The following is a 22,669-nucleotide window of genomic DNA, read 5'->3' as shown; positions in this document are numbered from 1 at the left end:
CGGCCCGGTCGACGCCCAGCGTCGACCGGGCCGCCGCCGTTGGGCTCGGTCAGTTGGATGTGGCAGACTCGCGGCTCGGCACGTCTCGATCTCACCGCCGACGGAGGTGATCATGCGCCCGACCCACCGCAGGCTGGCGGCGACCGCCGCCGGGCTGGTGCTGCTGCCGGTTGCCCTGGTCGGCTGCGGAATCGGCGGCGAGGACGAGGAGAAGTCCGCCACCAAGCCGGCCCGAGCCCCCGCCGAGGAGGCCGCCACCCGCTCCCGTGAGCGCGTGCAGGCGTACCTCGACGCGATGGCCGCCAAGGACGTCGCCGCCGGCCGCAGCCAGCTCTGCGCTCTGCTGCACGACGGCTTCGACCTGGGTGCCACCGGCCCCAACGGTGACTTCGCCGACCACTTCCAGGTGCCGGAGGCGGCCATCACCGACGTCCGGTCCGGTCCGCTCGGGCAGGAGGTCCGCGTCTCGGTCTCGGTCGCTGTCGGCAAGCGCACCGTCATCCGGCCGCTGGTCTTCACCGTCACCCGGGACGGAAGCGACTGGTGCATCGCCGGGGAAGCGCCGGGCAGGTCGGACACTCCGTCGTCGCCCCCGCCGCGTCCTGAGGGGGCGCCCCCACCGATTCCTGGGCCGAGCCCGGGGGTTTGATCTCCCATCTGCCGGAACCGTCCCCCTCGCCGCCCGGCCACCCCGACCGTCGCCGTACGCTTTCTGTCATGCGCCATGAGTGGCATCAGCTGAGCCATCCCGCGGTGGGCAGCCCGGGCCTACAGACCAGCCGACCGACCGTCGACTCCGCCGAGGACGCCGCGCTCGGTCTGGACCGTTGGCGGGAGCTGCCCCGCGAGCAGGTCCCGCCGTGGTCCGACCCGGCGGCAGTGGCAGCGGTCTGCAAGGTCCTCGACACCGTGCCGTCGGTCGTCGCGCCCTATGAGGTGGACCAGCTCCGGCAGAAGCTCGCCCTGGTCTGCGAGGGCAAGGCGTTCCTGTTGCAGGGCGGTGACTGCGCCGAGACGTTCGTGGACAACACCGAGAGTCACCTGCTGGCCAATGCCCGCACCCTGCTCCAGATGGCGATCGTGCTCACCTACGGCGCGTCGCTGCCGGTGGTCAAGGTCGCCCGGGTCGCCGGGCAGTACACGAAGCCCCGCTCGCTGCCGACCGACGCCCGCGGCCTGCCCGCGTACCGCGGCGACATGATCAACTCGCTGGAGACCGACCCGGCCGCCCGGGTCGCCGACCCGCAGCGCATGATCCGCGCGTACGCCAACTCGGCGGCCGCGATGAACATGCTCCGGGCGTACCTCGCCGGCGGGCTCGCCGACCTGCACGCCGTGCACGACTGGAACAAGGGCTTCGTGAAGAACTCCCCGGCGGGAGAGCGTTACGAGGCGATCGCGCGAGAGATCGACCGGGCGCTGGCCTTCATCCGGGCCTGCGGCATGACCGACGACGAGGCGCTGCGCACCGTCACGCTCTACTGCTCCCACGAGGCCCTCGCCCTGGAGTACGACCGGGCGCTCACCCGGGTCTCCGACCGTCGGGCGTACGGGCTCTCCGGGCACTTCCTCTGGATCGGCGAGCGCACCCGGCAGATCAGCGGGGCGCACATCGACTTCATCTCCCGGATCGCCAACCCGATCGGGGTCAAGCTCGGCCCGACCACCTCCCCGGACGAGGCGATCGAGTTGTGCGAGAAGCTCAACCCGGACAACATCCCCGGCCGGCTCACCCTGATCAGCCGGATGGGCAACCACCGGGTACGCGACGCGCTGCCGCCGATCGTCGCCAAGGTCACCGCCGCCGGGGCCAAGGTGGTCTGGCAGTGCGACCCGATGCACGGCAACACGCACGAGTCGTCCAACGGCTACAAGACCCGGCACTTCGACCGCATCGTCGACGAGGTGCTCGGCTACTTCGAGGTGCACCGGGGGCTGGACACCCACCCCGGTGGCCTGCACGTCGAGTTGACCGGCGAGGACGTCACCGAGTGCCTCGGCGGCGCCCAGGGGATCGAGGACCTCGACCTGCCCGACCGGTACGAGACCGCCTGCGACCCGCGACTGAACACCCAGCAGTCGTTGGAGTTGGCGTTCCTCGTAGCGGAGATGCTGCGTGGCTGAGCTTGCGCGCCCCGTGATCGGCGCTCGCGAGCCCCGCAGTCGCCAGCCGAGAGGATGACAGTGCCTGATCTGTTCGTGGACCTGCGGTCCGACACGGTGACCCGCCCCACCGCCGGGATGCGGGAGGCGATGGCCGCCGCCGAGGTCGGTGACGACGTCTACGGCGAGGACCCGAGCGTCAACGCGCTGGAGGCCGAGGTCGCCGCGTTGTTCGGGCACGAGGCGGCGCTGTTCGCCCCGAGTGGGTCGATGGCGAACCAGATCGCCCTGCAACTGCTGGTGTCGCCCGGCGACGAGTTGCTCTGCGACGCCGACGCGCACGTGGTCACGTACGAGATCGGCGCCGCGGCCGCGTACGGCGGAATTTCCTCGCGGACCTGGCCCGCAGTGGGCGCGGACATCGACCCGGAGGTGGTGGCCGGGATGATCCGGCCGGACGGCTACTTCGCCGTCCCCACCCGCGCGATCGCCGTCGAGCAGACCCACAACCGCGGCGGTGGCGGGGTGATTCCGCTGGCGACCCTGCGGGATCTGCGCGGGGTCGCCGACGAGGCGGGTGTCGCGCTGCACTGCGACGGCGCCCGGATCTGGCACGCGCACGTCGCCGACCGGGTGCCGCTGATCGAGTACGGCCGGCTCTTCGACACGCTGTCGGTGTGCCTCTCCAAGGGTCTCGGCGCGCCGGTTGGTTCGCTGGTGGTGGGCAGCGCGGAGAAGATCGGACGTGCCCGGCTGATCCGCAAGCGGATGGGCGGTGGCATGCGCCAGGCCGGCATTCTCGCCGCCGCCGGTCGGTACGCGCTCGCGCAGCACATCGACCGGCTGGCCGACGACCACGCGAAGGCGGCCCGGCTCGCCGAGGCGGTCGCGCCGTTCGGTGTGCTGGCCACCACGGTCCGTACGAATCTGGTCGCGCTGGATCTCACCAAGCACACCCTGGACGCCCGGGCCCTGGCCGCCGCGGCGCGGGCCGAGGGCGTACTGATCTCGGTGCTCGGCCCCCGTACCGCCCGCCTGGTCACCCACCTGGGCGTCAGCGACGCGGACATCGACCGCGCCCTGGCAGCCCTACCCCGAATCCTCGCCGCATCCTAAAACCCCACCTCCCACCCCCGGTTCACCCCGATGATCAAGAGGTTCGCGTCAGATTCCGGTCGCCGGGTGACGCAAACCTCCTGATCAACAAGGTTGGGGTCAGGGGTGGGACAGGCGGGTGAGGGTGGTGATGTCGGCGGCGTGGCCCACGTGCTTCTCGCTGGGGGTTTCCACGACGATCGGGACGCCGGCGGTCGCCGGGTGGGCCATCAGCTCGGCGAAGGCGGGCTCGCCGATGCTGCCCTTGCCGATGTTCTCGTGCCGATCCCGGGTGGAGCCGCACAGATCCTTCGAGTCGTTGGCGTGAACCAGCCGCAGCCGGTCCGCACCGACGGTGGCCACCAGGGTGTCCAGGGTCGCCGTCATGCCGCCCTCGGCCGCCAGGTCGTGGCCGGCCGCCCAGGCGTGGCAGGTGTCGAAGCAGACCCCGAGCATGGGGTGCCCGTCCACCGCGTCCAGGTAGGGCCCGAGCTGCTCCACCCGGGAGGCCAGTGACCGGCCACCGCCGGCGCTCGGCTCGACCAGCAACATCGGCCCGCCGGCGTCGGCAGCCCAGTCGAGCAGCGGCAGCAACACCTCGCGGACCTGTCGCATCGCCGCTTCGGCGTGCCCCTCGTCCACCGAACTGCCCGCGTGGAACACCACCCCGCGCGCGCCGATCGCCACGCCCCGGCGCAGCGCGTGCGCCAGCGTCTCGGCCGATTTCTCGACAGTGGCCGGGGTGGGTGAGCCCAGGTTGACCAGCAGCGCGGCGTGGATGAACGCGGGAATGCCCCGCTCGGCGCAACCGTCGCGGAACAGCGCGTCCTGCACCGGGTCGCCGGTGGGCAGTGCCCAGCCTCGAGAGTTGGAGACGTAGACCTGCACCACCTGCGCACCGGTCGCGTCGGCGTACGGCAGGGCAGCCTTCGCCAGCCCACCCGAGGTCGGAGTGTGCGTGCCCACCGGCCGCGCGGAGATCGTCGGCATCAGAAGCACGTCAGGGTGACCGGGGTGCCGGGCGCCACCTGCGAATTCTCGCCCGGGATCTGGATCCGGACCACGGCGTTCGGGTTGATCGCCATCGTCACCGGGAAGCCCTGGCCCTCCAACGCCTGCTTGGCCTGCTGGCAGGGCAGGTCGATCACCCGCGGCATGGCGACCAGCGGTGGCCCCTTGCTGACGTCCAGCTTGACCTCGGTGCCCTTCTCCACGCCGGCGCCATCGGCCGGGCTCTGGCCGAGGATCTCGTCCCTCGGCTTGTCGGAGTCCTTGTAGGTCTCCTTCAGCACCAGGTTGAGCTGGGCCAGGGCAGTCCGGGCGTCGGTCAGGCTCTTGCCGACCAGGTTCGGCACCGTCACCGGCGCCCGGCCCCGGCTCAGGATGAGGGTGACCTTCGCACCGGGTTTGACCTCGGTGCCCACCTTGGGGGAGCTGTCCACCACGACCCCGGCCGGCAGGCTGTCGTCGTAACGGGCGGTGCCCTTGGCCACCACCAGCTTCACGTTTGTCAGGTCCGCCTCGGCGAGCTCGAACTCCTTGCCGATCACATCCGGTACGGGGAAACGCTCCGGGCCGAGGGAGAGGGTCAGGGTGACCGTGCCACCCTTGACGATCTTGGCAGCGGACGCCGGGCTCTGCTCCAGCACGCTGTCCTTCGGGGCCTTCTCGTCGAAGCGCGGCTCAGCGTACTTGAGGAGAAGCCCGGAGCGGTCGGCCCGCGCCTGCGCCTCGGCCTTGCTCAGGCTCACCAGCTGCGGAGCGTCCGTGTAGCGACCGACGCCGAACCACCAACCCCCGATGGCGGCCACCAGGCCCAGCGTCACCACCACGGCCGCGACGGCCAGCCGGCCACGGGGGTTGCTCAGCGCCGTGCTGCGCAGCGCGGCGAGCCGGGCGCCCAGGCCCTCCGCCGGCTCCGGGGCGGCCCGACGTCGCCCCGGACCCTGGCTGCTGGCCCCCTCGGGCAGTCGTGCCCACGACGGGCGGTTCGGCGGCTGGACCGTCGCGACCATCATGGTCGGCTGGGAGAGCGACGGTTCGTCGCTGACCGGGCGGAGTACGGCGGTGTGGCTGTTGGCGTCGCCCAGACGATCCCGGGCCACCTGCACCTCGGCCAACAACGCGCCGGCGTCCGCCGGCCGCGCGCCCGGATCACGCCGGGTGGCCCGCTGCACCAGGTCGTCGAGGACCGACGGCAGGCCCGGCACCAGCGTCGAGGGCGCCGGCACGTCCCGGTCGACGTGCTGCCAGGCGACGTCCACCGGGCGGTCCCCGTCGTACGGCACCCGGCCGGTGAGCATCTCGAACAGCACGATGCCGGCCGAGTAGACGTCGGTGCGCGGATCGGCGCGGCCCTCGGTGACCAGCTCCGGGGCGACGTACGCCACGGTGGCCATCAGCTGGTTGCCCTGCTCCTCGTCGGCGCTCGCCTCGACCGCCCGGGCCAGCCCGAAGTCGGCCACCTTCACGACGCTGTCGACCAGGTTGGCGACGCCACCGGTAGGCGCCTCCGCGACCAGCACGTTCTCCGGTTTGACGTCGCGGTGCACGAGACCGGCCCGGTGCGCGGCGGCGATCGCGGCGAGCATCTGCTCGGCGATGGCCAGCGTCTCGTCCGGGTTGAGCCGGCGTCGCTCGGCCAGCACGTCACGCAGTGTGCGGCCCCGGACGTACTCCATCACCAGGTACGGCAGGCCGGCGTGTGTGCCCTGGTCGTAGACCGCCACCACGTTCGGGTGGGTCAGCCGGGCGATGGTCTTCGCCTCGTCGGTGAACCGGGCCACGAAGTTGGCGATCCGGGCCCGTGCCTCGCTCGCCTGGGTCGGGTGAATGATCTTGACAGCGACGGTGCGCTCGAGGCGTTCGTCGGTGGCGGTGTACACGGTCGCCATGCCACCACGGGCCACGCGACCGCGAATGCGGTAGCGCCCGTCGATCAGCGAGCCCAGCAACGTGTCGGCGACCTGAGTGTCCATCGGCAGGCAGTCTATGTGTCCAGGGGGTGAAGGATGAACAGGATGCTACAGCCGTCCGCCGAACCGGTCCGTCCCGCCGCGCTCTCCGCCCCTTATTCGCTGGTCAGCGGCGATCAACAGAGTGGGCGCCGATGGGTCGCCCGGGGTGCCGCTGGCTCGTCGCGGCGGCGGCGTGGCAGGGTGGTCGGGTGACCGAACCCGTACCCGACCAGGCCGCGCCCGGCCTGGAGCTCGCCGGCCCCACCGACCCGGCCGGCTGGTTGACCCTGCCCGACGTCGCCGAACGCCTCGACGTGTCGATCAGCAAGGTGCACCAGATGATCCGTGACCGGGAGCTGTTGGCGGTCCGCCGCGACGGCGTCCGCCGGATCCCAGCGGATCTGGTTGCCAACCAGACCGTGCTCAAGCACCTACCCGGCGTGCTCAATCTGCTCGCCGACAACGGCTACGACGACGAGGCGGTCCTGCGCTGGCTCTACGAGCCGGACGACACCCTGCCCGGCGCCACCCCAGCCGCCGCCCTCTCCGGCGACCAGGCCCGCGAGGTAAAACGCCGGGCCCAAGCCCAAGGCTTCTAACTAACCCCTGTCCCGCCCCCGGACCCCCGCTTCCCCGCGTTGATCATGAGGTTAGCGGCGCGACACGCCGAGGCGAAGGTCGCTAACCTCATGATCAACCCTGGCGGTGAGGGAGGCCTGGGGGTGGGGTGGGGGTTAGTCGGATCGGCGGGTTGCGGCTATGGCCAGGTCGACCAGGGCCTGGCGGGCCTCGGTGTCGAGGTCGACGGCGGTCAGGGCGGCCAGGGCGGCGTCGGTGAGTGTGACGATCCGCTGTTCGGTACGGGCCAGCGCCCCGCTCCCCGAGATCACCTCGCGGAGCCGGGCCACCCCCTGCTCGTCCAACTCCGGGTCGCCGAGCCGGCCGAGCAGCAGCTCGCGGCCCGCGTCGTCGGTGGCCTCCACGGCCGCCGCCACCAGATAGGTGCGCTTGCCCTCGCGCAGGTCGTCCCCGGCCGGTTTGCCGGTCAGCGCCGGGTCGCCGAAGACCCCCAGCACGTCGTCGCGGAGCTGGAACGCCTCGCCCAGCGGCAGCCCGTACGCGGAGTAGGCCGTTCGTACCTCCTCCGGCGCGTCGGCCAGCGCGGCGCCGAGCAGCATCGGACGCTCGACGGTGTACTTCGCGGACTTGTACCGGGCGACCTTGCTGGCCCGTTCCACCGAGGTGTCCCCGGTGGCCTGCGTCAGCACGTCGAGGTACTGCCCGACGGTGACCTCGGTGCGCATCTCGTCGAAGACCGGCCGGGCCCGGGCCAACGACCACAGGTCCAGGCCGGCGGAGTGCAGCAGTTCGTCGGACCAGACCAGGCACAGGTCACCGAGCAGGATGGCCGCGGCGTCGCCGAAACCGTCCGGGTCGCCGCCCCAGCCGGCCTCCCGGTGCCGGGTGGCGAACCGTCGGTGTACGGCGGGCTCGCCGCGACGGGTGTCGGAACGGTCCATCAGGTCGTCGTGGATCAGGGCGCTGGCCTGGACGAACTCCAGCGCGGCCAGGGCGGTCACCACCTGGTCGGCGTCCAGCCCGCCGGCCCCCCGGAACCCCCAGTACGCGAATGCGGGACGCAGCCGCTTGCCGCCGCCGAGCACGAACGCCTCGATCGCCTCGGCCACCGGACCCAGCGCGTCGTCCACGGCGGCGAGCCGGACCCGTTGGCCGGCCAGGAACTCGGTGAGAGCCTTGTCGACCCGCTGCCGCAGGCCAGCGCGGTCGACGGGGGACACGGGAGCAGCGTGGGTCACGCACCGACGCTAGCCGGTCGTCCGTGCTCGTGCTCCACCGCCACGCGTTGTCCCGGCGGTGCGGCCGGGGCCCGTCCGCCCGGCCGGTCGTGCCCCGGCCGCCGCGGCGCGGCCCGGCCCGGTGGCCCGCGTCGAGCCGGCCCGACGGGTGGCCGCGGCGGCCTCGGCGAGCACCACCAGCGGCACGTCCAGGACGACGGCGAGCCAGCCGAGCCAGAACCCGCCCGGCACGCGACGCTGTCGTTCCCACCGGGAAACCTCGTGCCGACTCAGCGTCGGCACCCCGGCGGCGGCACACAACTCGGCGGCGGCTCGCTGCTGGCTCCAGCCACGGGCCAGTCGGCACCGGGCCAGCAGCGGCCCGAGCTGCCCGGGGCGCGGCGATGCGGGCGGGATCATGGGTCCTCCTGCGGGCGTCGGTGCGGTGACGACCCGCCCGCCCGACCGGACGGGACCGGCGTCACCGCTCGGTTGCTGACCCCCGCGCGGGACCCGGGCCACCCCCGCCGCCCCTCCCGCACCGTCCCTTCCTACCTCGGAGGTACGACGCCTTTCCGCCCGTCGGGTCCGTGCACGCGGTGCGACACCGCCCACCGGCTCACGGCGCTACACCGCCCACCGGCTCACGGCGCGACGCGGCGCTACACCGCCCACCGGCTGACGGTGCGACACCGCCCACCGGCTCACGGCGGGCGCGGTGCGACACCGCCCACCGGCTCGCGGTAGACCGGCCGGTGCCGCCCACCGGAGCGGGCGGCACCGGCCGCTGGGTGGGAAGGGCCTGGGTCCTGGTGCCATCGACCGCTAGAGTCGGGTCGTGGCGCTCGGTCTTCCCTCGACACTCCCCAATCCGCAGCCGGCGATCGGGGAGCTCATCCGTGAGCACCAGCCGACCTTCTCGTTCGAGTTCTTCCCGCCCAAGACCGAGGCGGGGGAGCAGCTCCTCTGGCAGGCCATCCGCGAGTTGGAGTCGCTGCGCCCGTCGTTCGTGTCGATCACGTACGGCGCCGGCGGCTCGACCCGGGACACCACAGTGGCGGTGACCGAGCGGATCGCCACCGAGACCACCCTGCTGCCGATGGCCCACCTCACCGCGGTCAACCACTCCGTCGCCGAGCTGCGGCACGTGGTCGGTCGGCTCGCCGGGGTGGGGGTGCGCAACGTGCTGGCCGTTCGCGGCGACCCCCCGGGCAACCCGGGCGGTGAGTGGATCCGCCACCCCGAGGGCGTGGACTACGCCGAGGACCTGGTCCGGCTGGTGCGCGACGCCGGCGACTTCAGCGTCGGCGTGGCCGCCTTCCCGTACAAGCACCCCCGCTCGCCCGACGTGGCCAGCGACACCGCCCAGTTCGTCCGCAAGTGTCGGGCCGGCGCGGAGTTCGCGGTCACCCAGATGTTCTTCGACGCCGACGACTACCTGCGGCTACGTGACCGGGTGGCCGCTGCCGGCTGTGACACCCCGATCCTGGCCGGCGTGATGCCGGTGACCCAGTTCAGCACCATCGAGCGGTCCGTGCAGCTGTCCGGTGCGCCGTTCCCACCGGCGTTGGCGGCCCGCTTCGAACGCGTCGCCGACGACCCGGACGCCGTCCGCCGGCTCGGCATCGAGCAGGCCAGCGAGATGTGCCGCCGGCTGCTGGACGAGGGCGTGCCCGGAATCCACTTCATCACCCTCAACCGGTCCACCGCGACCCGCGAGGTCTGGCAGAACCTGAAGGCCGGCGCCCGCGTGTGAACGCTGCGCCTGCGACACCTGTTGCCCGGCACGACGGTTGATCCGTGGTGGGCACACAGCTGAACTGGGATCAGTACGCCACGGCGTGGGCGCGGCTGCACGGCGGTTTCGACCCTCGGGTCGCGGCGCCGGTGGTGCGCGCCTGGCTGCGATTCGCGTACCACGTCGGATATGTGCTGGGTCGGCTGCGGGTCAGCCCCACCGCGGTCACAGTGGCCGGGGTGCTGCTCTGCTTCTGCGTACCGTTGCTGGTGGGCCGGCCGGGGGACGGGCCGTTCCTCGGCGCGCTGTTCGTGCTGCTCGCCGCCGTGGCGGACAGCGTGGACGGTGCGGTGGCGGTCGCCACTGGCCGCACCACACGGCTCGGCTACGTCTACGACTCGGTCGCCGACCGGCTCGGTGAGGTGGCGTGGCTGCTGGCGTTCTGGCTGGTGGGCGCGCCGGGCGGGCTGGTCGTCGCGGGTGGCGCGCTGTCCTGGTTGCACGAGTACGTCCGGGCGCGGGCGGTCGCCGCCGGCATGCGGGAGATCGGCGCGGTGACCGTGGGCGAACGCCCCACCCGGGTCTCGGTGGCGCTGGCCGGCTTGCTGGTCGCCGGGCTGGCCGGGCTGATCGAGCCGGACCTGGCCGCCGGCACCATCACCATGGCGACCGCGGTCTGGGTGCTGCTGGCCGGTTTCGGCCTGGGGCAACTGCTCTCCAGCATCCGCCGCGCACTGCTCGACGCCGACTGAGCGGGCCAACCCGACGCCGACCGAACAGGCGCCGCTGAATGGCGCCGGCCGAACAGGCGCCGCTGAAAGGCGCCGGCCGAGACAGACACCGGCTGGAGCAGGCCGGGTCTACCAGGCGGGACCGATCTCGTCGGCGACGATCTGCGCGGACAGGGTCACCATCGGCAACCCGCCGCCCGGGTGGGTGGAGCCGCCCACCAGCCACAGCCCGTTCGCCGGGCCCCGGTTCGCGGGGCGGAGCAGCCCACCGGCGGTGCCGTAGATCGAGCCGCCTGGCGCGCCGGTCGCCACGTCCAGGTCGGCGGGGGTGCGGATCTCGCGGAACAGCAGCCGGTCGCGCACGTCCACCCCGCGCTGCGCCAGCACGTCCAGGATCCGGTCGGCGTACGCGTCGGCCAGCCCCGGGCGTCGCCAGTCGACCGCGCCCGCCGCGGTGCCCTGCCGAGCGGCGTTGACCAGCACGAACCACGCCTCGTGTCCGGCTGGGCGGGCCATCGGGTCGTCGGCCACGGTGACGAACACCGCCGGGTCGGCCGCCGGCCGGGCCCGTACGCCGCGCCCGGGGTCACCGAAGACCGCGTCGAACTCGGCGTCGTAGTCGTCCGGGAAGAAGACGTTGTGGTGGGCCAGCCCGGTGCTGCCGGAGACGCCGAGCAGTAGCACGAAGCCGGCGAGGCTGCGGTCGGTCAGCCCGGCCAGCCGACGCGGGTGCGGCAGCAGGTCACGGTAGACGGTGAGCGCGTCCACGTTGGCCACCACCACGTCGGCGGGCACCGGGGCGGTGACGCCGGCGAGGCGTACCCCGTGCACCCGGCCGCCGGTGGCGTCGATCCGGGTGACAGTGGCGTCGGTCTGCACGACCACGCCGAGGTCCAGGCAGCGGGTCAGCAGCGCGTCGGCGAGCGTGCCCAGCCCGCCGCGCAGGTACCAGCCGCCGAAGGCCAGCTCGGCGTAGGGGACCGCGACCAGCGCCGCAGGTGCCCGACGTGGGTCGGCGCCGGTGTAGGTGGCGTACCGGTCCAGCATCATCCGCAGCCGTGGGTCGGACAGGTGCCGGCGGCCCAGGCCACGCAGACTGCGGCCCGGGGCGATGGCGGCCAGGTCACCGACGCGCCAGGCCAGCGACGCGAGGTCGCGGGGAGAGTCGACGGTACGGCGCAGGATGTCCCGCGAGGAGGCCTGCCACACCCGCGCCGCCCGGCGCCACAGCCGCTGCCAGTCGGCTGCCGCCCGGTCACCGAACGCGGCCCCGATCCGGGCCGTGAACTCCACCGGGTCGGCGCACGAGTCCAGGGCCGGGCCACCGTCGGCGAAGACGTGCCGGACGATCGGGTCCAGCGGGACCAGGTCCAGATATTCGTCGAGCTTCGCCCCGGTCGCCTCGAACAGGTCGTGGAAGACCTCGGGCAGGGTGAGCAGGCTCGGCCCGGTGTCGAAGTGGAACGACCCGGCCGGGGTTTCGTGCGCGTACCGGCCGAGCTTGCCGCCGACCGTGTCGGCCCGCTCGAAGACGGTCACCTGGTGCCCGGTAGCGGCCAGCCGGGCGGCGGTGGCGAGGCCACCCACCCCGGCGCCGACGACCACGATCCGCGCCATGCCGCGTCCTCCCTAGCTGACCGGGCGGCCCCGCCAGGTCAGGCGGCGTCGCTTTCGCAGATGGTACGACCGCAGAGTCAGCCAACCGAGGACCACGACCGACACGGGGTGTGCGAGCGCGTCGGGCCACCACCGGCCACCGGTCGCGCGGGCGGTGAGCACCCGTCCGGCCACCCCGAGCAGGTAGCCGGCCAGGCCCACGGCGGCCACCCCCGGTGCGCCGACCGCCGCACCCGTCAGCGCGATCAGCGGTGGGGCGGTGTAGAGCAGCAGTAGCGCCGCCACCACGGCTGCCGCCGCGCCCGGGTGCCCGAACGACGCCCAGAGCGACTTCGAGTACCCGTCGCGCAGTTGCGGCCAGTCGTCGTACATCCGGCAGGTGGCCAGTCGGGAGCCGTCGGCCAGGGCGATCCGCCCACCGGCCCGCTTGACCGCCCGGGCCAGTTCGACGTCCTCCAGGATCTTGTCGGCGACCGCGGCGTGCCCGCCGGCGGCGGTGTAGCCGGCCCGGTCCACCACCAGGAACTGCCCGCCCGCCGCCGCCAGCGACGGCCGCTGCGAGCGTTCCATCGCGCGCAGCGGCAGGAAGGTAAGCCAGAGCCACTGCAACAACGGCTGCACCAACCGGTCGCCGGCCGTCGCCACCACGATCCGGGGGTACGGCGACAGCAGCGTCACCCGGGCGGCGCGCAACTCGGTGACGGCAGCGGCCACGGCGTGCGGGGCGAGCACCACGTCGGCGTCGACGAAGACCAGCGCGGTGGCGTCCGGGTCGGCCCGGGTGGCCAGCTGCCAGCAGGCGTGCGGCTTGCCCAGCCAGCCCGGCGGCGGGGCGACCCCGGTGAGCAGCGTGACCCTGGGGTCGTCGCCGGCCACCGCGCGGACCACGTCGGCGGTGCCGTCGGTGGAGCCGTCGTCGAGGACCACGACGCGCAGCCCGGGTACGCCGCGCTGGGTCAGCAGGGCGCGCAGGCAGGGCGTGACCCGGGTGGCCTCGTCGCGCAGCGGCAGCAGCACGGTGACCGGCTCGTCGACGTCGTCGGGCCGGTCGGTGGGTCGGCGCAGCCACCGGGTGGCGTTGAGCCAGGTGTGCCCGGTCAACGCGGCGACGGCGATCAGCAGGACGAGCAGGACGGTCATCGGGTCGCGTCGACGCCGGGGCGGTGTGGCTGGTGGGCCTCCCGACCGGGGTCACCGCCCCGGCGGGCACGCAGGAGGGTCACCGCCAGGGGTACGGCGGTCACCGACATGCCGGCGGCGCCCCAGAGCGCCGAGGCGGGCAGGTCGAGGAAGACGGCGTGGGCCAGGATGCTGGAGAAGTACGTCCACAGGTAGAGCGCGACCATCGGGTGGTCCCGCCGATCGGTGTGCTCGGCGGCCGGCCCGGCCAGCGGGCGCAGCGCGCTCATCATCAGCACCGCGAAGAGCAGCCAGCCCAGGTAGTTGCTGACCGGGATGCCGGCCAGGCCGGGCAGGGCCGGGGTGGCGTCGCGCCAGACCCAGTAGCCCTCGGCCACCATCTGCGGGTCGAGGAAGAGGTCCCAGGCGGCCAGCCCCACCGTGGCCAGCGCGATCCGCCCCACCCATCGACCCACCGCCGACCCGCTGCCGCCGGCTGTCGGCCCGCTGCCGTTGGCCGTGGCGGCGTTGCCGCCGGTCAGTCGGACCGCTGCCAGCCAGGCCGGCCAGGCCATCCAGGTCCAGGCCAGCGGAATGATCAATGGCACGCCGGCCAGCTTGGGGCCCAGCTCTCCGGAGTAGTCGTAGCTGCCGAACGGCACGCCGGTGGCCACCCCGATCGCCTCGATCGCGAACCCGCCGCCGGTGGCCACCGCGACCAGCGCCGCCGCCACCCGTGGACCCCGGCTGAGCAGCGCATGACCGACCGAGAGCAGCCAACCGAGGACGACGGTGGCCACGGTGAGCCCGGCCCGGGTGGCGCCGGTGGTCAGCGGGTAGCAGATCTGGGCGAGCACCAGGACGGCCAGCAGCGTCCAGGAGATCCGCCGGGTCATGACGCCGGTGGCTCGAGCGGCAGATCCCGACCGAGTACGCCGAACGGTCGCTCGTCGCCGGGGAAGTGGAAGTCGCGCAGCACGTCGACGAAGCCGAACCGTCGGTACAGCCGCCAGGCCCGCGAGGTCTGCTCGTCGGCCTCCGGGGTGGACAGCAGCGTGGTGTCGCCCTCCGCCATGCCGAGCAGCGCGCGCAGCTGACCGGTGCCCAGGCCGTGCCCCTGTGCCGGTGGCCGGACGTGCAGTTCGACCACCTCGAAGCAGTGGGTGAGCCAGCGCGTGCGAGTCGGGGTGTCCAGCGCGCGGTGCACCTGGTCGTGCCACCACTGACCGGAGGCGCCCAGGTAGCCGTAGCCGAAGCCGGCGAGGTGACCCTCACTGGTCAGGCTGGCGACCGCCCGGAAACCCGGCCGGCGGACGTGGGTGGCGATGTAACCGCGCCGGGCCTCCAGCAGGTCGGTGCGGTATCCCATCGCCTCGCCGTAGACGGCCACCACGTCGTCCAGCCGCCGGACGAGATCGTCCGGCGTCCAGCGCACCAACCTCATGCCCGTCCACCCTTCACCGTTTCCGGACCGCCGTCGGCGACCCACCCCAGCACCGACCGGTCGCCGACCACGTCGCGTACCTCGAACCGGGCGAACAGCTCCTCGGCGTACCAGCCCGCGGTGGGGGTTCGCATGATCGCCGCCCGATGCTCCGGGTGACGGTACGCGAACGCCACCAGGTCCGTCGGGTCGCGCCACACGCTCACCGTGCCCTGCCAACCCAACGGGGCCTCTCCGACCCCGAACCGTGCCAGCAGCCCGGGCGCGTCGCGCAGGGCGGCGGCCACCGGCGGGATCGCCCGCCAGAAGGTGGCCGCCCGGCGGGCCCGCAACCGGGCCCGGGTCAGCGCCAGCACCGGGCCGGTGACCCGACCGCCCGACGGGTCGCCGAACGGCCGCTGGCCGGACCACTCGCCCCGGCTGGTCAGCGGGCGTAGGTCGATCCGCGCCTGGGCGTGGGCGATGCGCGCCCAGGCCCGCCCGACCGACGAGTCATCGAAGCCGGCCGCCGCGGCGGGAGAGTCCCAGACGGTCAGCGCCGCCCACCGGGTCAGGTCGGCGTCCCGTGGCCCGAAGTCGGTGCCGGTCCCAGTGCCCAGCAGCTTGCCGAACCGAACGCCGGGGAGGGCCCGCAACCGGCGGGGGTCCACCGCCATCCGGGTCAGCGCCCGGGGCAGCGCGCCGTGGGAGGTCCGCCACACGTGCAGCGTGACCAACTCCGGAGCCGCGCTCGCGTCGCTGCTGTGCCTGCTGGTGCGCTCGCTTCGCTCGCTCACGCCACCTCGGCCGGGGTGCCGGCGGTGACCCGCAGCAGCTCGGGGTAGGTGGTCGGGAAGACCGCCTGGGGTACGCCACCCGCGGCCCAGATCTCCGGGTACGCCGCCAGCGCCGTGTCCACCAGGGTGCGCAGTGGGTGCGGGTGCCCGAGTGGGGCGACCCCGCCGATCGGCTGCCCGGTGTGGGCCCGGACGAACTCCGGGGTGGCCCGACGCAGTCGGGTGATGCCGATCGATGCCGCCAGGCCGGCGGTGTCGACCCGGTGTGCGCCGGAGGTGAGGACGAGCAGCGGTGTGTCGTCCGCGTCGAAGATCAGTGAGTTGGCGATCTGGCCGACCTCGACGTCGAGCGCCTCGGCGGCCGCCGCGGCGGTGTGCACCGCGTCGGGCAGCAGACGGACCATGCTGGGCTCACCGGCGCCGTCGAGCGTGCCGGCGGCGGTGAGCGCGTCCTGCACCGCCCGTACGTTCGGGTGTGGCTGCATTCCGCCATTCTTCCCGGTCCGTCGGTGGCCGGTTCAGTCGGCCGGCACGCTCGGCGCGTCACACGTTGCATTTTCGTCGGAGGGGAGGTGTACTGTCAGCAGCAGTTAGAACGAGTGTTCGATTGCCTCGAACGCCCGTTCCAACCAGCCGGAGCGCGGCGTTTCGCGGCGCCACCTCCGGGCGGTGCGGCTCCGCGGGCCGCACCTGGGTTTCCGGGCAGTCGCGAGCCTGGTCCCAACAGGCAGGAGCGTCGCCCGCCGCCCACGACCCCCGGGCGGCGGGCGACGCACCCGCCGGTCCGCCGGCCGGGTGTGGTGTGGGGAAGCATCCACACCCGGCCGGCCACACCCGGTGCGTCTTCCTCCGCACCACCCCGACCTCGGCGTCTCGTCGGTGGCATCAGCCGCCGGAGTGACGTCTCGGCCACGTGGAGGAGAGACATCCATGCCGACCAACCCGGCTCAGGCACCGACGGTGCCGGCACACGTGCTGCCGCACCGCACCCCCGCCCAGCTCCTCACGTTGGCCCGCCGTGGGCTGGTCGAGGCCGGCCAGACCCGACCTGACGGCCTGCGCTACGCGGCTGCCCACCTGGCCGCCCTGCGCGCGGCGGCGGCCCTGCTCGCCGCCCGGGCCCGACCCGCGCCGAGTCGACGCAACCGGATCACCAGCGTCTGGGTCCTCCTCTGCGCCGTCGCTCCGGAGCTCGACGAGTGGTCCCGGTTCTTCGCCGCAGGGGCCAGCAAGCGCGCCGCCGCCGAGGCCGGCATCCCCCGGGTGGTCAGCGCCCGGGAGGCCGACGACCTGCTCCGCGCTGCCGAACAGTTCGTCACGGTGGTGGAAACCGCGCTCGGCGTGGCCCACCAACCGGCCCTGGACGGCCTCGCCGCCTGATCCCGCCGTGCCACCGGCTGCCCCGCGGGGGAGCCGGGCGGCCGGTGGCACGGCGTGCCGGTCCTGATCTGATCCACAGCAACGACGGGGGAGTTGGTCCAATGGCGGGCCGCATGGTGGTCGGTTCCGCCGCGCTGGCCGATCTGGTGCGCCCGGCGAGCGCACCCGACCCGGTCGGTGGGCACCGGGTGCTGCCGGTGGTGCCCGAGCTGACCGGTCTGCTGCCCAACCGGGGCCTGCGCCGGGGCAGCACCATCGCTGTCGCCGCCGGCCAGCCCCGCCGCAGTGGTGGCACCTCGCTGATGCTGGCCCTGCTCGCCGAGGCGTCCCGGGCCGGCTCGTGGTGCGCCGTGGTCGGGGTGCCGACGTTCGGGGCGGGCGCGGCCGCTGAGCTGGGCATCGCCCTGGACCGGCTGGCCCTGGTGCCGAACCCCGGCCCCGAGTGGGCCACAGTGGTCGCCGCGCTGATCGACGGGGTGGACGTCGTGGTCACCACAGTGCCGGCCTCGGTCTCCGCCTCGGTCGCCACCCGGTTGGCCGCCCGGGCCCGGCAGCGCGGCAGCGTGCTCGTCCCGTACGGCCGGTGGGACGGCGCGGATGTGACGTTGCAGGTGGTCCGGGGAGTCTGGGAGGGGCTCGGGCTGGGCCGGGGGCGGTTGCGCCGCCGGGAGATCACCGTCTCGGCGCGCGGGCGCGGGGCGGCCGCCCGGCCCAAGGAGATCAAGGTCTGGCTCCCGGGTGACGAGCTGACCCGGGTGATCCCTCGTACGCTGCCGTCGCCCGTGGGTCGATCGGCCGCGCCACTCGCCCTGGTCGGTCGGGGGTGACCGGCGCGCCGGCACGCACGCTGCTGCTGTGGTGCCCGGACTGGCCGGTGCTCGCCGCCGAGATCGTCGACGGGGTGCCGGCGACCGGCCCGGTCGCCGTGCTGCACGCCAACCGGGTGGTCGCCTGCTCCGAGCGGGCCCGCGCCGAGGGGGTGCGTCGAGGGCTGCGCAAGCGGGAGGCGCAGGGGCGCTGCCCGCAGCTCACCGTCGTGGAGTACGACCCCGGCCGGGACGCCCGGGCGTTCGAGCCGGTGGTCGCCGCGGTGGAGGAGTTGGTCGCCGGCGTCGAGGTGGTCCGTCCGGGTGCCTGCGCGGTGGCCGCCCGGGGGCCGGGCCGTTACCTCGGCGGCGAGGAGGCGGCCGCCGAGCGGATCATCGAGCACGTGGCCCAGTCGTGCCTGGTGGAGAGCCAGGTCGGCATCGCCGACGGGGTGTTCGCGGCCGGGTTGGCCGCTCGCGCTGGCCGGGTGGTGGCACCGGGCGGGACACCGGAGTTCCTGGCCGGGTTGCCGGTCGAGGCGCTCGGCCGGTCGGCGCTGGCCGACCTGCTGCGCCGGCTGGGGGTGCGCACCCTCGGTGACTTCGCCGCTCTGCCGGCCGGTGACGTGCTGGCCCGGTTCGGGTTCGACGGTGCGCTGGCCCACCGGCTGGCCGCCGGGCGGGACCATCGCCCACTCGCCGTCCGGCAGCCGCCGGCCGACCTGACGGTGACCGCTGAGCACGACGAGCCGATCGACCGGGTCGACGCGGCGGCGTTCGTGGCCCGGGCGCTGGCCGAGCGGCTGCACGAACGGCTGGCCGGGCACGGGCTGGCCTGCACCCGGCTCGGCATCGAGGCGGTCACCGAGCACGGGCAGGAGCTGCACCGGGTGTGGCGGCACGATGGCCTGCTCACCGCCGCGGCCATCGCCGACCGGGTGCGCTGGCAGCTCGACGGGTGGCTCTCCGGCAGCAACGGCCGCGCCGGTGCCCGACCGGCCCGACCGACGGCCGGCATCATCCGGCTGCGACTGATCCCGGACGGGGTGATCGCCCAGGCCGGTCTCCAGGCCGGCCTCTGGGGGGAGACCGGCGAGGAGCGGGAACGCGCGCACCGGGCGTTGAGCCGGGTGCAGGGCATCCTCGGCCCGGAAGCGGTGGTCACCGCGGTGCTCGGTGGAGGGCGCTCCCCGGCCGACCAGGTGCGACTGGTGCCGTGGGGCGACGAACGCGTCCCCGCCCGCCCTGGCCCGCCGGCCGATGCCGGCGCCGACCCGGCCACCGGCCGGGGTGGGGGCGGGGCTCCGCCGTGGCCGGGCCGGCTGCCGGCGCCCGCGCCGGCGGTGGTGCTGCCCAGCCCGCTCGCGGCGACGGTGCACGACGCCGCCGGCGAGCCGGTGGTGATCAGCGCGCGGTTGGCGGTGAGCGCCCCACCGGCTCGGCTGGTGGTCGGCACCGGCCAGCCGGCGGAGATCGTGGGCTGGGCCGGCCCGTGGCCGGTGGACGAACGGTGGTGGGCGCCGGTCGAGGCCCGCCGCCGGGCCCGGTTCCAGGTCAGCCTGGCCGACGGTGCCGCCCTGCTGCTGGCCGTCGAGGCCGGGCAGTGGCTGGTGGAGGCGATCTATGACTGAGCCGGTGCTCCCCAGGTCGGAGGCGGATGCTCGATGAGCTTCCACAACCCGAAGATGCCCTGGTCGGAGCTGGAGCGGGTGCTCTCCGGGCGGGCCAGCGGAGGCTCCGGCCGGCGGTCGCGCGAGGAGCGGCACCTGCACGTGGTGGACCCGCTCGCCGTGGACGCCGATGGCGGCGACTCCCCGGCCTGGAGTCGCCGCCGCGAGCAGTACCAGCCACCGGAGCTGACCCGTCCCGACGGCGTGGTGCCCTACGCGGAGCTGCACGCGCACACCAACTTCAGCTTCCTCGACGGCGCCAGCCACCCGGAGGAACTGGCCGAGGAGGCGGCCCGGCTGGGGCTCACCGCACTCGCCGTCACCGACCACGACGGCTTCTACGGGGTGGTCCGCTTCGCCGAGGCGGCTCGTACGCTGGGCCTGCCGACCATCTTCGGCGCGGAGCTGTCCCTCGGCCTGCCCGGTCCACAGAACGGCGAGCCCGACCCGCACGGCGCGCACCTGCTGGTGCTCGCACACGGCCACGAGGGGTACGCCCGGCTGGCCACCACCATCGCCCGCGCCCAGCTACGCGGCGGGGAGAAGGGCCGCCCGGATTACGGGGACCTGGAGGAGGTCGCCGCCGAGCTGCGTGACCATGTGCTGGTGCTGACCGGCTGCCGCAAGGGGCACGTGCCGGGGGCGCTGCTCACCGAGGGGGTGGACGCGGCGGCCCGCGAGCTGGACCGGCTGACCGCGATCTTCGGCGCGGAGACGGTGGCCGTGGAGCTGACCGACCACGGTCATCCCATCGACGCCGACCGTAACGACGCGCTCGCCGAGCTGGCCGCCACGGCCGGGTTGCCGACGGTGGCCAGCAACAACGTGCACTACGCCAGCCCCGGTCGGCGTCGACTGGCCACCACCGTCGCCGCGGTCCGGGCCCGACGCAGCCTGGACGAGATCGACGGCTGGTTGCCCGCGGCGGCCACCGCCCACCTGCGCAGCGGCGCGGAGATGGCGGCCCGGTTCGCCGCGTACCCGGGTGCGGTGGCGCGGGCCGCCGAGTTCGGCGCCGAGTTGGCCTTCGACCTCCAGCTCGTCGCGCCGCAGCTACCGGCGTACCCGGTGCCGCCGGGGCACACCGAGATGAGCTGGCTGCGGAAGCTGACAGCTGACGGGGCGCACGAGCGCTACGGGCCGCCGCAGGCGCACCCGACGGCGTACGCGCAGCTCGACCACGAACTGAACATGATCGAGGAGCTGGGTTTCCCCGGCTACTTCCTGGTGGTCTACGACATCGTCACGTTCTGCCGTGACCAGGACATCTACTGCCAGGGTCGGGGTTCGGCTGCCAACTCGGCGGTCTGCTACGCGTTGCGGATCACCAATGTGGACGCGGTCCGGCACCAACTGCTCTTCGAGCGGTTCCTCGCCCCGGAACGGGACGGCCCACCCGACATCGACGTGGACATCGAGTCCGACCGCCGGGAGGAGGTGATCCAGCACGTCTACACCCGCTACGGCCGGGAGCACGCCGCCCAGGTCGCCAACGTCATCTCCTATCGGCCCCGGTCGGCCGTGCGGGACGTGGCCAAGGCGTTCGGCTACTCGCCGGGGCAGCAGGACGCCTGGAGCAAGCAGATCGACCGGTGGGGCTCGGTCGCCACGGTCGATGTCGAGAACATCCCCGAGCAGGTGGTGGAGTACGCCAACGAGCTGCAGACGTTCCCGCGGCACCTGGGTATCCACTCCGGCGGCATGGTGATCTGCGACCGGCCGGTGATCGAGGTCTGCCCGGTGGAGTGGGGGCGGATGCCCGGGCGCAGCGTCCTGCAATGGGACAAGGACGACTGCGCCGCGGTGGGCCTGGTCAAGTTCGACCTGCTCGGCCTGGGCATGCTCTCCGCCCTGCACTACGGCTACGACATGATCGGGTCCCGGCTCGACCTGGGCGACATGACCCTGGACGACCCGGAGGTCTACGACATGCTCTGCCGGGCCGACTCGGTCGGGGTGTTCCAGGTGGAGAGCCGGGCCCAGATGGCCACCCTGCCCCGGCTCAAGCCCCGCGAGTTCTACGACCTGGTGGTCGAGGTGGCGCTGATCCGCCCCGGCCCGATCCAGGGCGGTTCGGTGCACCCGTTCATCCGGCGCAAGAACGGCCAGGAGCCGGTGACCTTCGCGCACCCGCTGATGCGCAACGCCCTGGAGAAGACCCTGGGTGTGCCGTTGTTCCAGGAGCAGCTGATGCAGCTCGCCATCGACCTGGCCGGCTTCGACGCGGCCGAGGCCGACCAGTTGCGCCGGGCGATGGGCGCGAAACGGTCGGTCGAGCGGATGACCCGGATCGCCGACCGGCTCTACGCCGGGATGGCCGAGCGGGGCATCACCGGTGAGCTGGCCGACGACGTCTACCGCAAGCTCACCGCGTTCGCCAGCTACGGCTTCCCGGAGAGCCACGCGATGAGCTTCGCCTACCTGGTCTACGCCAGCTCCTGGCTCAAGCGTTACCACCCGGCGCCGTTCCTGGCCGCGCTGCTCAACGCCCAGCCGATGGGTTTCTACTCGCCGCAGACCCTGGTCGACGACGCCCGCCGGCACGGGGTGGAGGTCCGTCGTCCGGACATCAACGCCAGCGGGGCTCTGGCGGTGCTGGAGTCCACCCCGGAGACCCGGTGGGGCAGCGGGCCGGGGGAGCCGCCGCACGCCTGGGGGCTGGGCGGCCCCGCCGTGCGGCTCGGCCTGTCCAGTGTGCGGACCCTCGGCGCCGACGTGGCCGAACGGATCGAGGCCGAACGGGTCGCCGGTGGGCCGTACCGGGACATGCCGGATGTGGCCCGGCGGCTCGGTCTCACCGCCGCGCAGCTGGAGGCGTTGGCCACCGCGGACGCCTTCGCCTGTTTCGGGCTGAGCCGGCGGCAGGCGCTGTGGGCCGCCGGTGCGGCGGCCCAGGACCGGCCGGGTCGGCTGCCCGGCACGGTGACCGGCGCGGCGGCGCCCACGCTGCCCGGGATGGAGGCGGTGGACCGGCTGGTCGCCGACGTGTGGGCCACCGGGTTGTCGCCGGAGAGTCATCCCGCCCGGTTCATCCGGGGTCAGCTCGACGTGCTCGGCGCGGTGCCGATCGCCCGGCTCGGCCGGGTGGAGCCGGGGCAACGGATCCGGGTCGGTGGCATCGTCACCCACCGGCAACGCCCGGCGACCGCGGGTGGGGTCACCTTCCTCAACCTGGAGGACGAGACGGGGATGCTCAACGTCACCTGTTCGCCGGGGCTGTGGCAGCGCTACCGGCGGGTGGCGCGGACCAGCGCCGCGCTGGTGGTCCGGGGGCGGTTGCAGCGACACGAGGGGGTGACCAACCTGGTCGCCGACCGGCTGGACGCCATCGAGCCACCGGTGAGTCCAGCCTCCCGTGACTTCCGCTGATTCAGTGATCCACATTACGGTTTCCCGAGCCGTCGAGCGGGAGACTCGTCCCGAGCGGGCAGAGCGGC

Annotated in this window: 20 protein-coding genes; 10 read left to right on the top strand and 10 right to left on the bottom strand. The window is 73.8% G+C overall.

Annotated features, from left to right (window positions below):
• Nucleotides 1-112 precede the first annotated feature (112 nt).
• The 3 genes from ACQRWP_RS19260 to ACQRWP_RS19250 all read left to right on the top strand — a co-directional run bounded on the left by ACQRWP_RS19260 (nucleotide 113) and on the right by ACQRWP_RS19250 (nucleotide 3,219).
• Nucleotides 113-649 (top strand): hypothetical protein, encoded by a 537-nt coding sequence (locus ACQRWP_RS19260; protein WP_430496622.1) that lies wholly within the window; start codon nucleotides 113-115, stop codon nucleotides 647-649.
• Nucleotides 650-717: 68 nt separating this feature from the next.
• Nucleotides 718-2,124, top strand: a complete 1,407-nt coding sequence (locus ACQRWP_RS19255; protein ID WP_430496620.1) for a class II 3-deoxy-7-phosphoheptulonate synthase — start codon at nucleotides 718-720, stop codon at nucleotides 2,122-2,124.
• A 54-nt stretch (nucleotides 2,125-2,178) separates the two neighbouring features.
• Nucleotides 2,179-3,219, top strand: a complete 1,041-nt coding sequence (locus tag ACQRWP_RS19250) for a threonine aldolase family protein (protein ID WP_430496618.1) — start codon at nucleotides 2,179-2,181, stop codon at nucleotides 3,217-3,219.
• A 99-nt stretch (nucleotides 3,220-3,318) separates the two neighbouring features.
• On the opposite strand, the gene ACQRWP_RS19245 is transcribed toward ACQRWP_RS19250, so the two are convergent.
• The gene (locus ACQRWP_RS19245) at nucleotides 3,319-4,188 is read right to left on the bottom strand and encodes a deoxyribonuclease IV (RefSeq protein WP_430496616.1); all 870 of its coding nucleotides are present in this window, start codon (nucleotides 4,186-4,188) and stop codon (nucleotides 3,319-3,321) included.
• Nucleotides 4,188-6,176 (bottom strand): Stk1 family PASTA domain-containing Ser/Thr kinase, encoded by a 1,989-nt coding sequence (gene pknB, locus ACQRWP_RS19240; protein ID WP_430496614.1) that lies wholly within the window; start codon nucleotides 6,174-6,176, stop codon nucleotides 4,188-4,190. The genes ACQRWP_RS19245 and pknB overlap by 1 nt, the downstream gene beginning before the upstream one ends.
• A gap of 188 nt (nucleotides 6,177-6,364) precedes the next feature.
• Here pknB and ACQRWP_RS19235 point away from each other — a divergent pair, with 188 nt between their 5' ends.
• Nucleotides 6,365-6,754 (top strand): Rv2175c family DNA-binding protein, encoded by a 390-nt coding sequence (locus ACQRWP_RS19235; RefSeq protein ID WP_357278159.1) that lies wholly within the window; start codon nucleotides 6,365-6,367, stop codon nucleotides 6,752-6,754.
• Nucleotides 6,755-6,889: 135 nt separating this feature from the next.
• On the opposite strand, the gene ACQRWP_RS19230 is transcribed toward ACQRWP_RS19235, so the two are convergent.
• A complete protein-coding gene (locus tag ACQRWP_RS19230) occupies nucleotides 6,890-7,972 on the bottom strand; it encodes a polyprenyl synthetase family protein (RefSeq protein ID WP_430496612.1) in 1,083 nt (360 codons plus the stop codon).
• 9 nt (nucleotides 7,973-7,981) lie between these two features.
• Nucleotides 7,982-8,371, bottom strand: a complete 390-nt coding sequence (locus ACQRWP_RS19225; RefSeq protein WP_430496610.1) for a helix-turn-helix domain-containing protein — start codon at nucleotides 8,369-8,371, stop codon at nucleotides 7,982-7,984.
• A 418-nt stretch (nucleotides 8,372-8,789) separates the two neighbouring features.
• On the opposite strand from ACQRWP_RS19225, the gene metF reads away from it, so the two are divergent.
• Both metF and ACQRWP_RS19215 read left to right on the top strand, forming a co-directional pair.
• Nucleotides 8,790-9,707 (top strand): methylenetetrahydrofolate reductase [NAD(P)H], encoded by a 918-nt coding sequence (metF, locus tag ACQRWP_RS19220; RefSeq protein ID WP_112623915.1) that lies wholly within the window; start codon nucleotides 8,790-8,792, stop codon nucleotides 9,705-9,707.
• A gap of 44 nt (nucleotides 9,708-9,751) precedes the next feature.
• Entirely contained in the window at nucleotides 9,752-10,441 is a 690-nt protein-coding gene (locus ACQRWP_RS19215) for a CDP-alcohol phosphatidyltransferase family protein (RefSeq protein WP_112582773.1), read from the top strand.
• Nucleotides 10,442-10,549: 108 nt separating this feature from the next.
• Here the strand turns inward: ACQRWP_RS19215 and ACQRWP_RS19210 are convergent, their stop codons facing one another.
• From ACQRWP_RS19210 to ACQRWP_RS19185, 6 genes are read right to left on the bottom strand one after another with little or no spacing between them, the layout of a single operon-like run.
• Nucleotides 10,550-12,037, bottom strand: coding sequence for a phytoene desaturase family protein (locus ACQRWP_RS19210; protein ID WP_430496608.1), 1,488 nt, complete (start codon nucleotides 12,035-12,037; stop codon nucleotides 10,550-10,552).
• 12 nt (nucleotides 12,038-12,049) lie between these two features.
• The gene (locus ACQRWP_RS19205) at nucleotides 12,050-13,177 is read right to left on the bottom strand and encodes a glycosyltransferase (protein ID WP_430496607.1); all 1,128 of its coding nucleotides are present in this window, start codon (nucleotides 13,175-13,177) and stop codon (nucleotides 12,050-12,052) included.
• Nucleotides 13,174-14,052 (bottom strand): carotenoid biosynthesis protein, encoded by an 879-nt coding sequence (locus ACQRWP_RS19200; RefSeq protein WP_430496605.1) that lies wholly within the window; start codon nucleotides 14,050-14,052, stop codon nucleotides 13,174-13,176. Before ACQRWP_RS19200 ends, ACQRWP_RS19205 begins: the two co-directional genes overlap by 4 nt.
• Nucleotides 14,049-14,600 carry a GNAT family N-acetyltransferase gene (locus ACQRWP_RS19195; RefSeq protein ID WP_430496604.1) on the bottom strand — a complete coding sequence of 184 codons (552 nt, stop codon included), beginning with the start codon at nucleotides 14,598-14,600 and terminating at the stop codon, nucleotides 14,049-14,051. The genes ACQRWP_RS19200 and ACQRWP_RS19195 overlap by 4 nt, the downstream gene beginning before the upstream one ends.
• On the bottom strand, nucleotides 14,597-15,376 hold the full coding sequence (locus ACQRWP_RS19190) for a monooxygenase (RefSeq protein WP_430496602.1): 780 nt from the start codon (nucleotides 15,374-15,376) through the stop codon (nucleotides 14,597-14,599). The genes ACQRWP_RS19195 and ACQRWP_RS19190 overlap by 4 nt, the downstream gene beginning before the upstream one ends.
• Nucleotides 15,373-15,861 carry a YbaK/EbsC family protein gene (locus tag ACQRWP_RS19185; RefSeq protein ID WP_430496600.1) on the bottom strand — a complete coding sequence of 163 codons (489 nt, stop codon included), beginning with the start codon at nucleotides 15,859-15,861 and terminating at the stop codon, nucleotides 15,373-15,375. Before ACQRWP_RS19185 ends, ACQRWP_RS19190 begins: the two co-directional genes overlap by 4 nt.
• Nucleotides 15,862-16,306: 445 nt before the next feature.
• Between ACQRWP_RS19185 and ACQRWP_RS19180 the strand changes: the two genes are divergently transcribed.
• From ACQRWP_RS19180 to ACQRWP_RS19165, 4 genes are all read left to right on the top strand, one after another.
• Nucleotides 16,307-16,756, top strand: coding sequence for an SAV_6107 family HEPN domain-containing protein (locus ACQRWP_RS19180; RefSeq protein ID WP_007463070.1), 450 nt, complete (start codon nucleotides 16,307-16,309; stop codon nucleotides 16,754-16,756).
• Between the two features lie 101 nt (nucleotides 16,757-16,857).
• Nucleotides 16,858-17,583 carry a hypothetical protein gene (locus tag ACQRWP_RS19175; RefSeq protein WP_196918923.1) on the top strand — a complete coding sequence of 242 codons (726 nt, stop codon included), beginning with the start codon at nucleotides 16,858-16,860 and terminating at the stop codon, nucleotides 17,581-17,583.
• A complete protein-coding gene (locus tag ACQRWP_RS19170) occupies nucleotides 17,580-19,193 on the top strand; it encodes a DNA polymerase Y family protein (protein ID WP_112605061.1) in 1,614 nt (537 codons plus the stop codon). Before ACQRWP_RS19175 ends, ACQRWP_RS19170 begins: the two co-directional genes overlap by 4 nt.
• A gap of 33 nt (nucleotides 19,194-19,226) precedes the next feature.
• The gene (locus ACQRWP_RS19165) at nucleotides 19,227-22,601 is read left to right on the top strand and encodes an error-prone DNA polymerase (protein ID WP_430496596.1); all 3,375 of its coding nucleotides are present in this window, start codon (nucleotides 19,227-19,229) and stop codon (nucleotides 22,599-22,601) included.
• Nucleotides 22,602-22,669 lie beyond the last annotated feature (68 nt).

The sequence above is a fragment of the Micromonospora trifolii genome (assembly GCF_050516465.1).
Lineage (GTDB): Bacteria > Actinomycetota > Actinomycetes > Mycobacteriales > Micromonosporaceae > Micromonospora > Micromonospora trifolii.
This window is presented reverse-complemented; position numbering and strand designations above follow the sequence as displayed.

Coding starts and splice junctions, on each gene's coding strand:
- ACQRWP_RS19260 (WP_430496622.1), top strand. CDS start 113: ATGCGCCCGACCCACCGCAGGCTGGCGGCGACCGCCGCCGGGCTGGTG.
- ACQRWP_RS19255 (WP_430496620.1), top strand. CDS start 718: ATGCGCCATGAGTGGCATCAGCTGAGCCATCCCGCGGTGGGCAGCCCG.
- ACQRWP_RS19250 (WP_430496618.1), top strand. CDS start 2,179: ATGACAGTGCCTGATCTGTTCGTGGACCTGCGGTCCGACACGGTGACC.
- ACQRWP_RS19245 (WP_430496616.1), bottom strand. CDS start 4,188: ATGCCGACGATCTCCGCGCGGCCGGTGGGCACGCACACTCCGACCTCG.
- pknB (WP_430496614.1), bottom strand. CDS start 6,176: ATGGACACTCAGGTCGCCGACACGTTGCTGGGCTCGCTGATCGACGGG.
- ACQRWP_RS19225 (WP_430496610.1), bottom strand. CDS start 8,371: ATGATCCCGCCCGCATCGCCGCGCCCCGGGCAGCTCGGGCCGCTGCTG.
- ACQRWP_RS19210 (WP_430496608.1), bottom strand. CDS start 12,037: ATGGCGCGGATCGTGGTCGTCGGCGCCGGGGTGGGTGGCCTCGCCACC.
- ACQRWP_RS19205 (WP_430496607.1), bottom strand. CDS start 13,177: ATGACCGTCCTGCTCGTCCTGCTGATCGCCGTCGCCGCGTTGACCGGG.
- ACQRWP_RS19200 (WP_430496605.1), bottom strand. CDS start 14,052: ATGACCCGGCGGATCTCCTGGACGCTGCTGGCCGTCCTGGTGCTCGCC.
- ACQRWP_RS19195 (WP_430496604.1), bottom strand. CDS start 14,600: ATGAGGTTGGTGCGCTGGACGCCGGACGATCTCGTCCGGCGGCTGGAC.
- ACQRWP_RS19185 (WP_430496600.1), bottom strand. CDS start 15,861: ATGCAGCCACACCCGAACGTACGGGCGGTGCAGGACGCGCTCACCGCC.
- ACQRWP_RS19180 (WP_007463070.1), top strand. CDS start 16,307: ATGCCGACCAACCCGGCTCAGGCACCGACGGTGCCGGCACACGTGCTG.
- ACQRWP_RS19175 (WP_196918923.1), top strand. CDS start 16,858: ATGGCGGGCCGCATGGTGGTCGGTTCCGCCGCGCTGGCCGATCTGGTG.
- ACQRWP_RS19165 (WP_430496596.1), top strand. CDS start 19,227: ATGAGCTTCCACAACCCGAAGATGCCCTGGTCGGAGCTGGAGCGGGTG.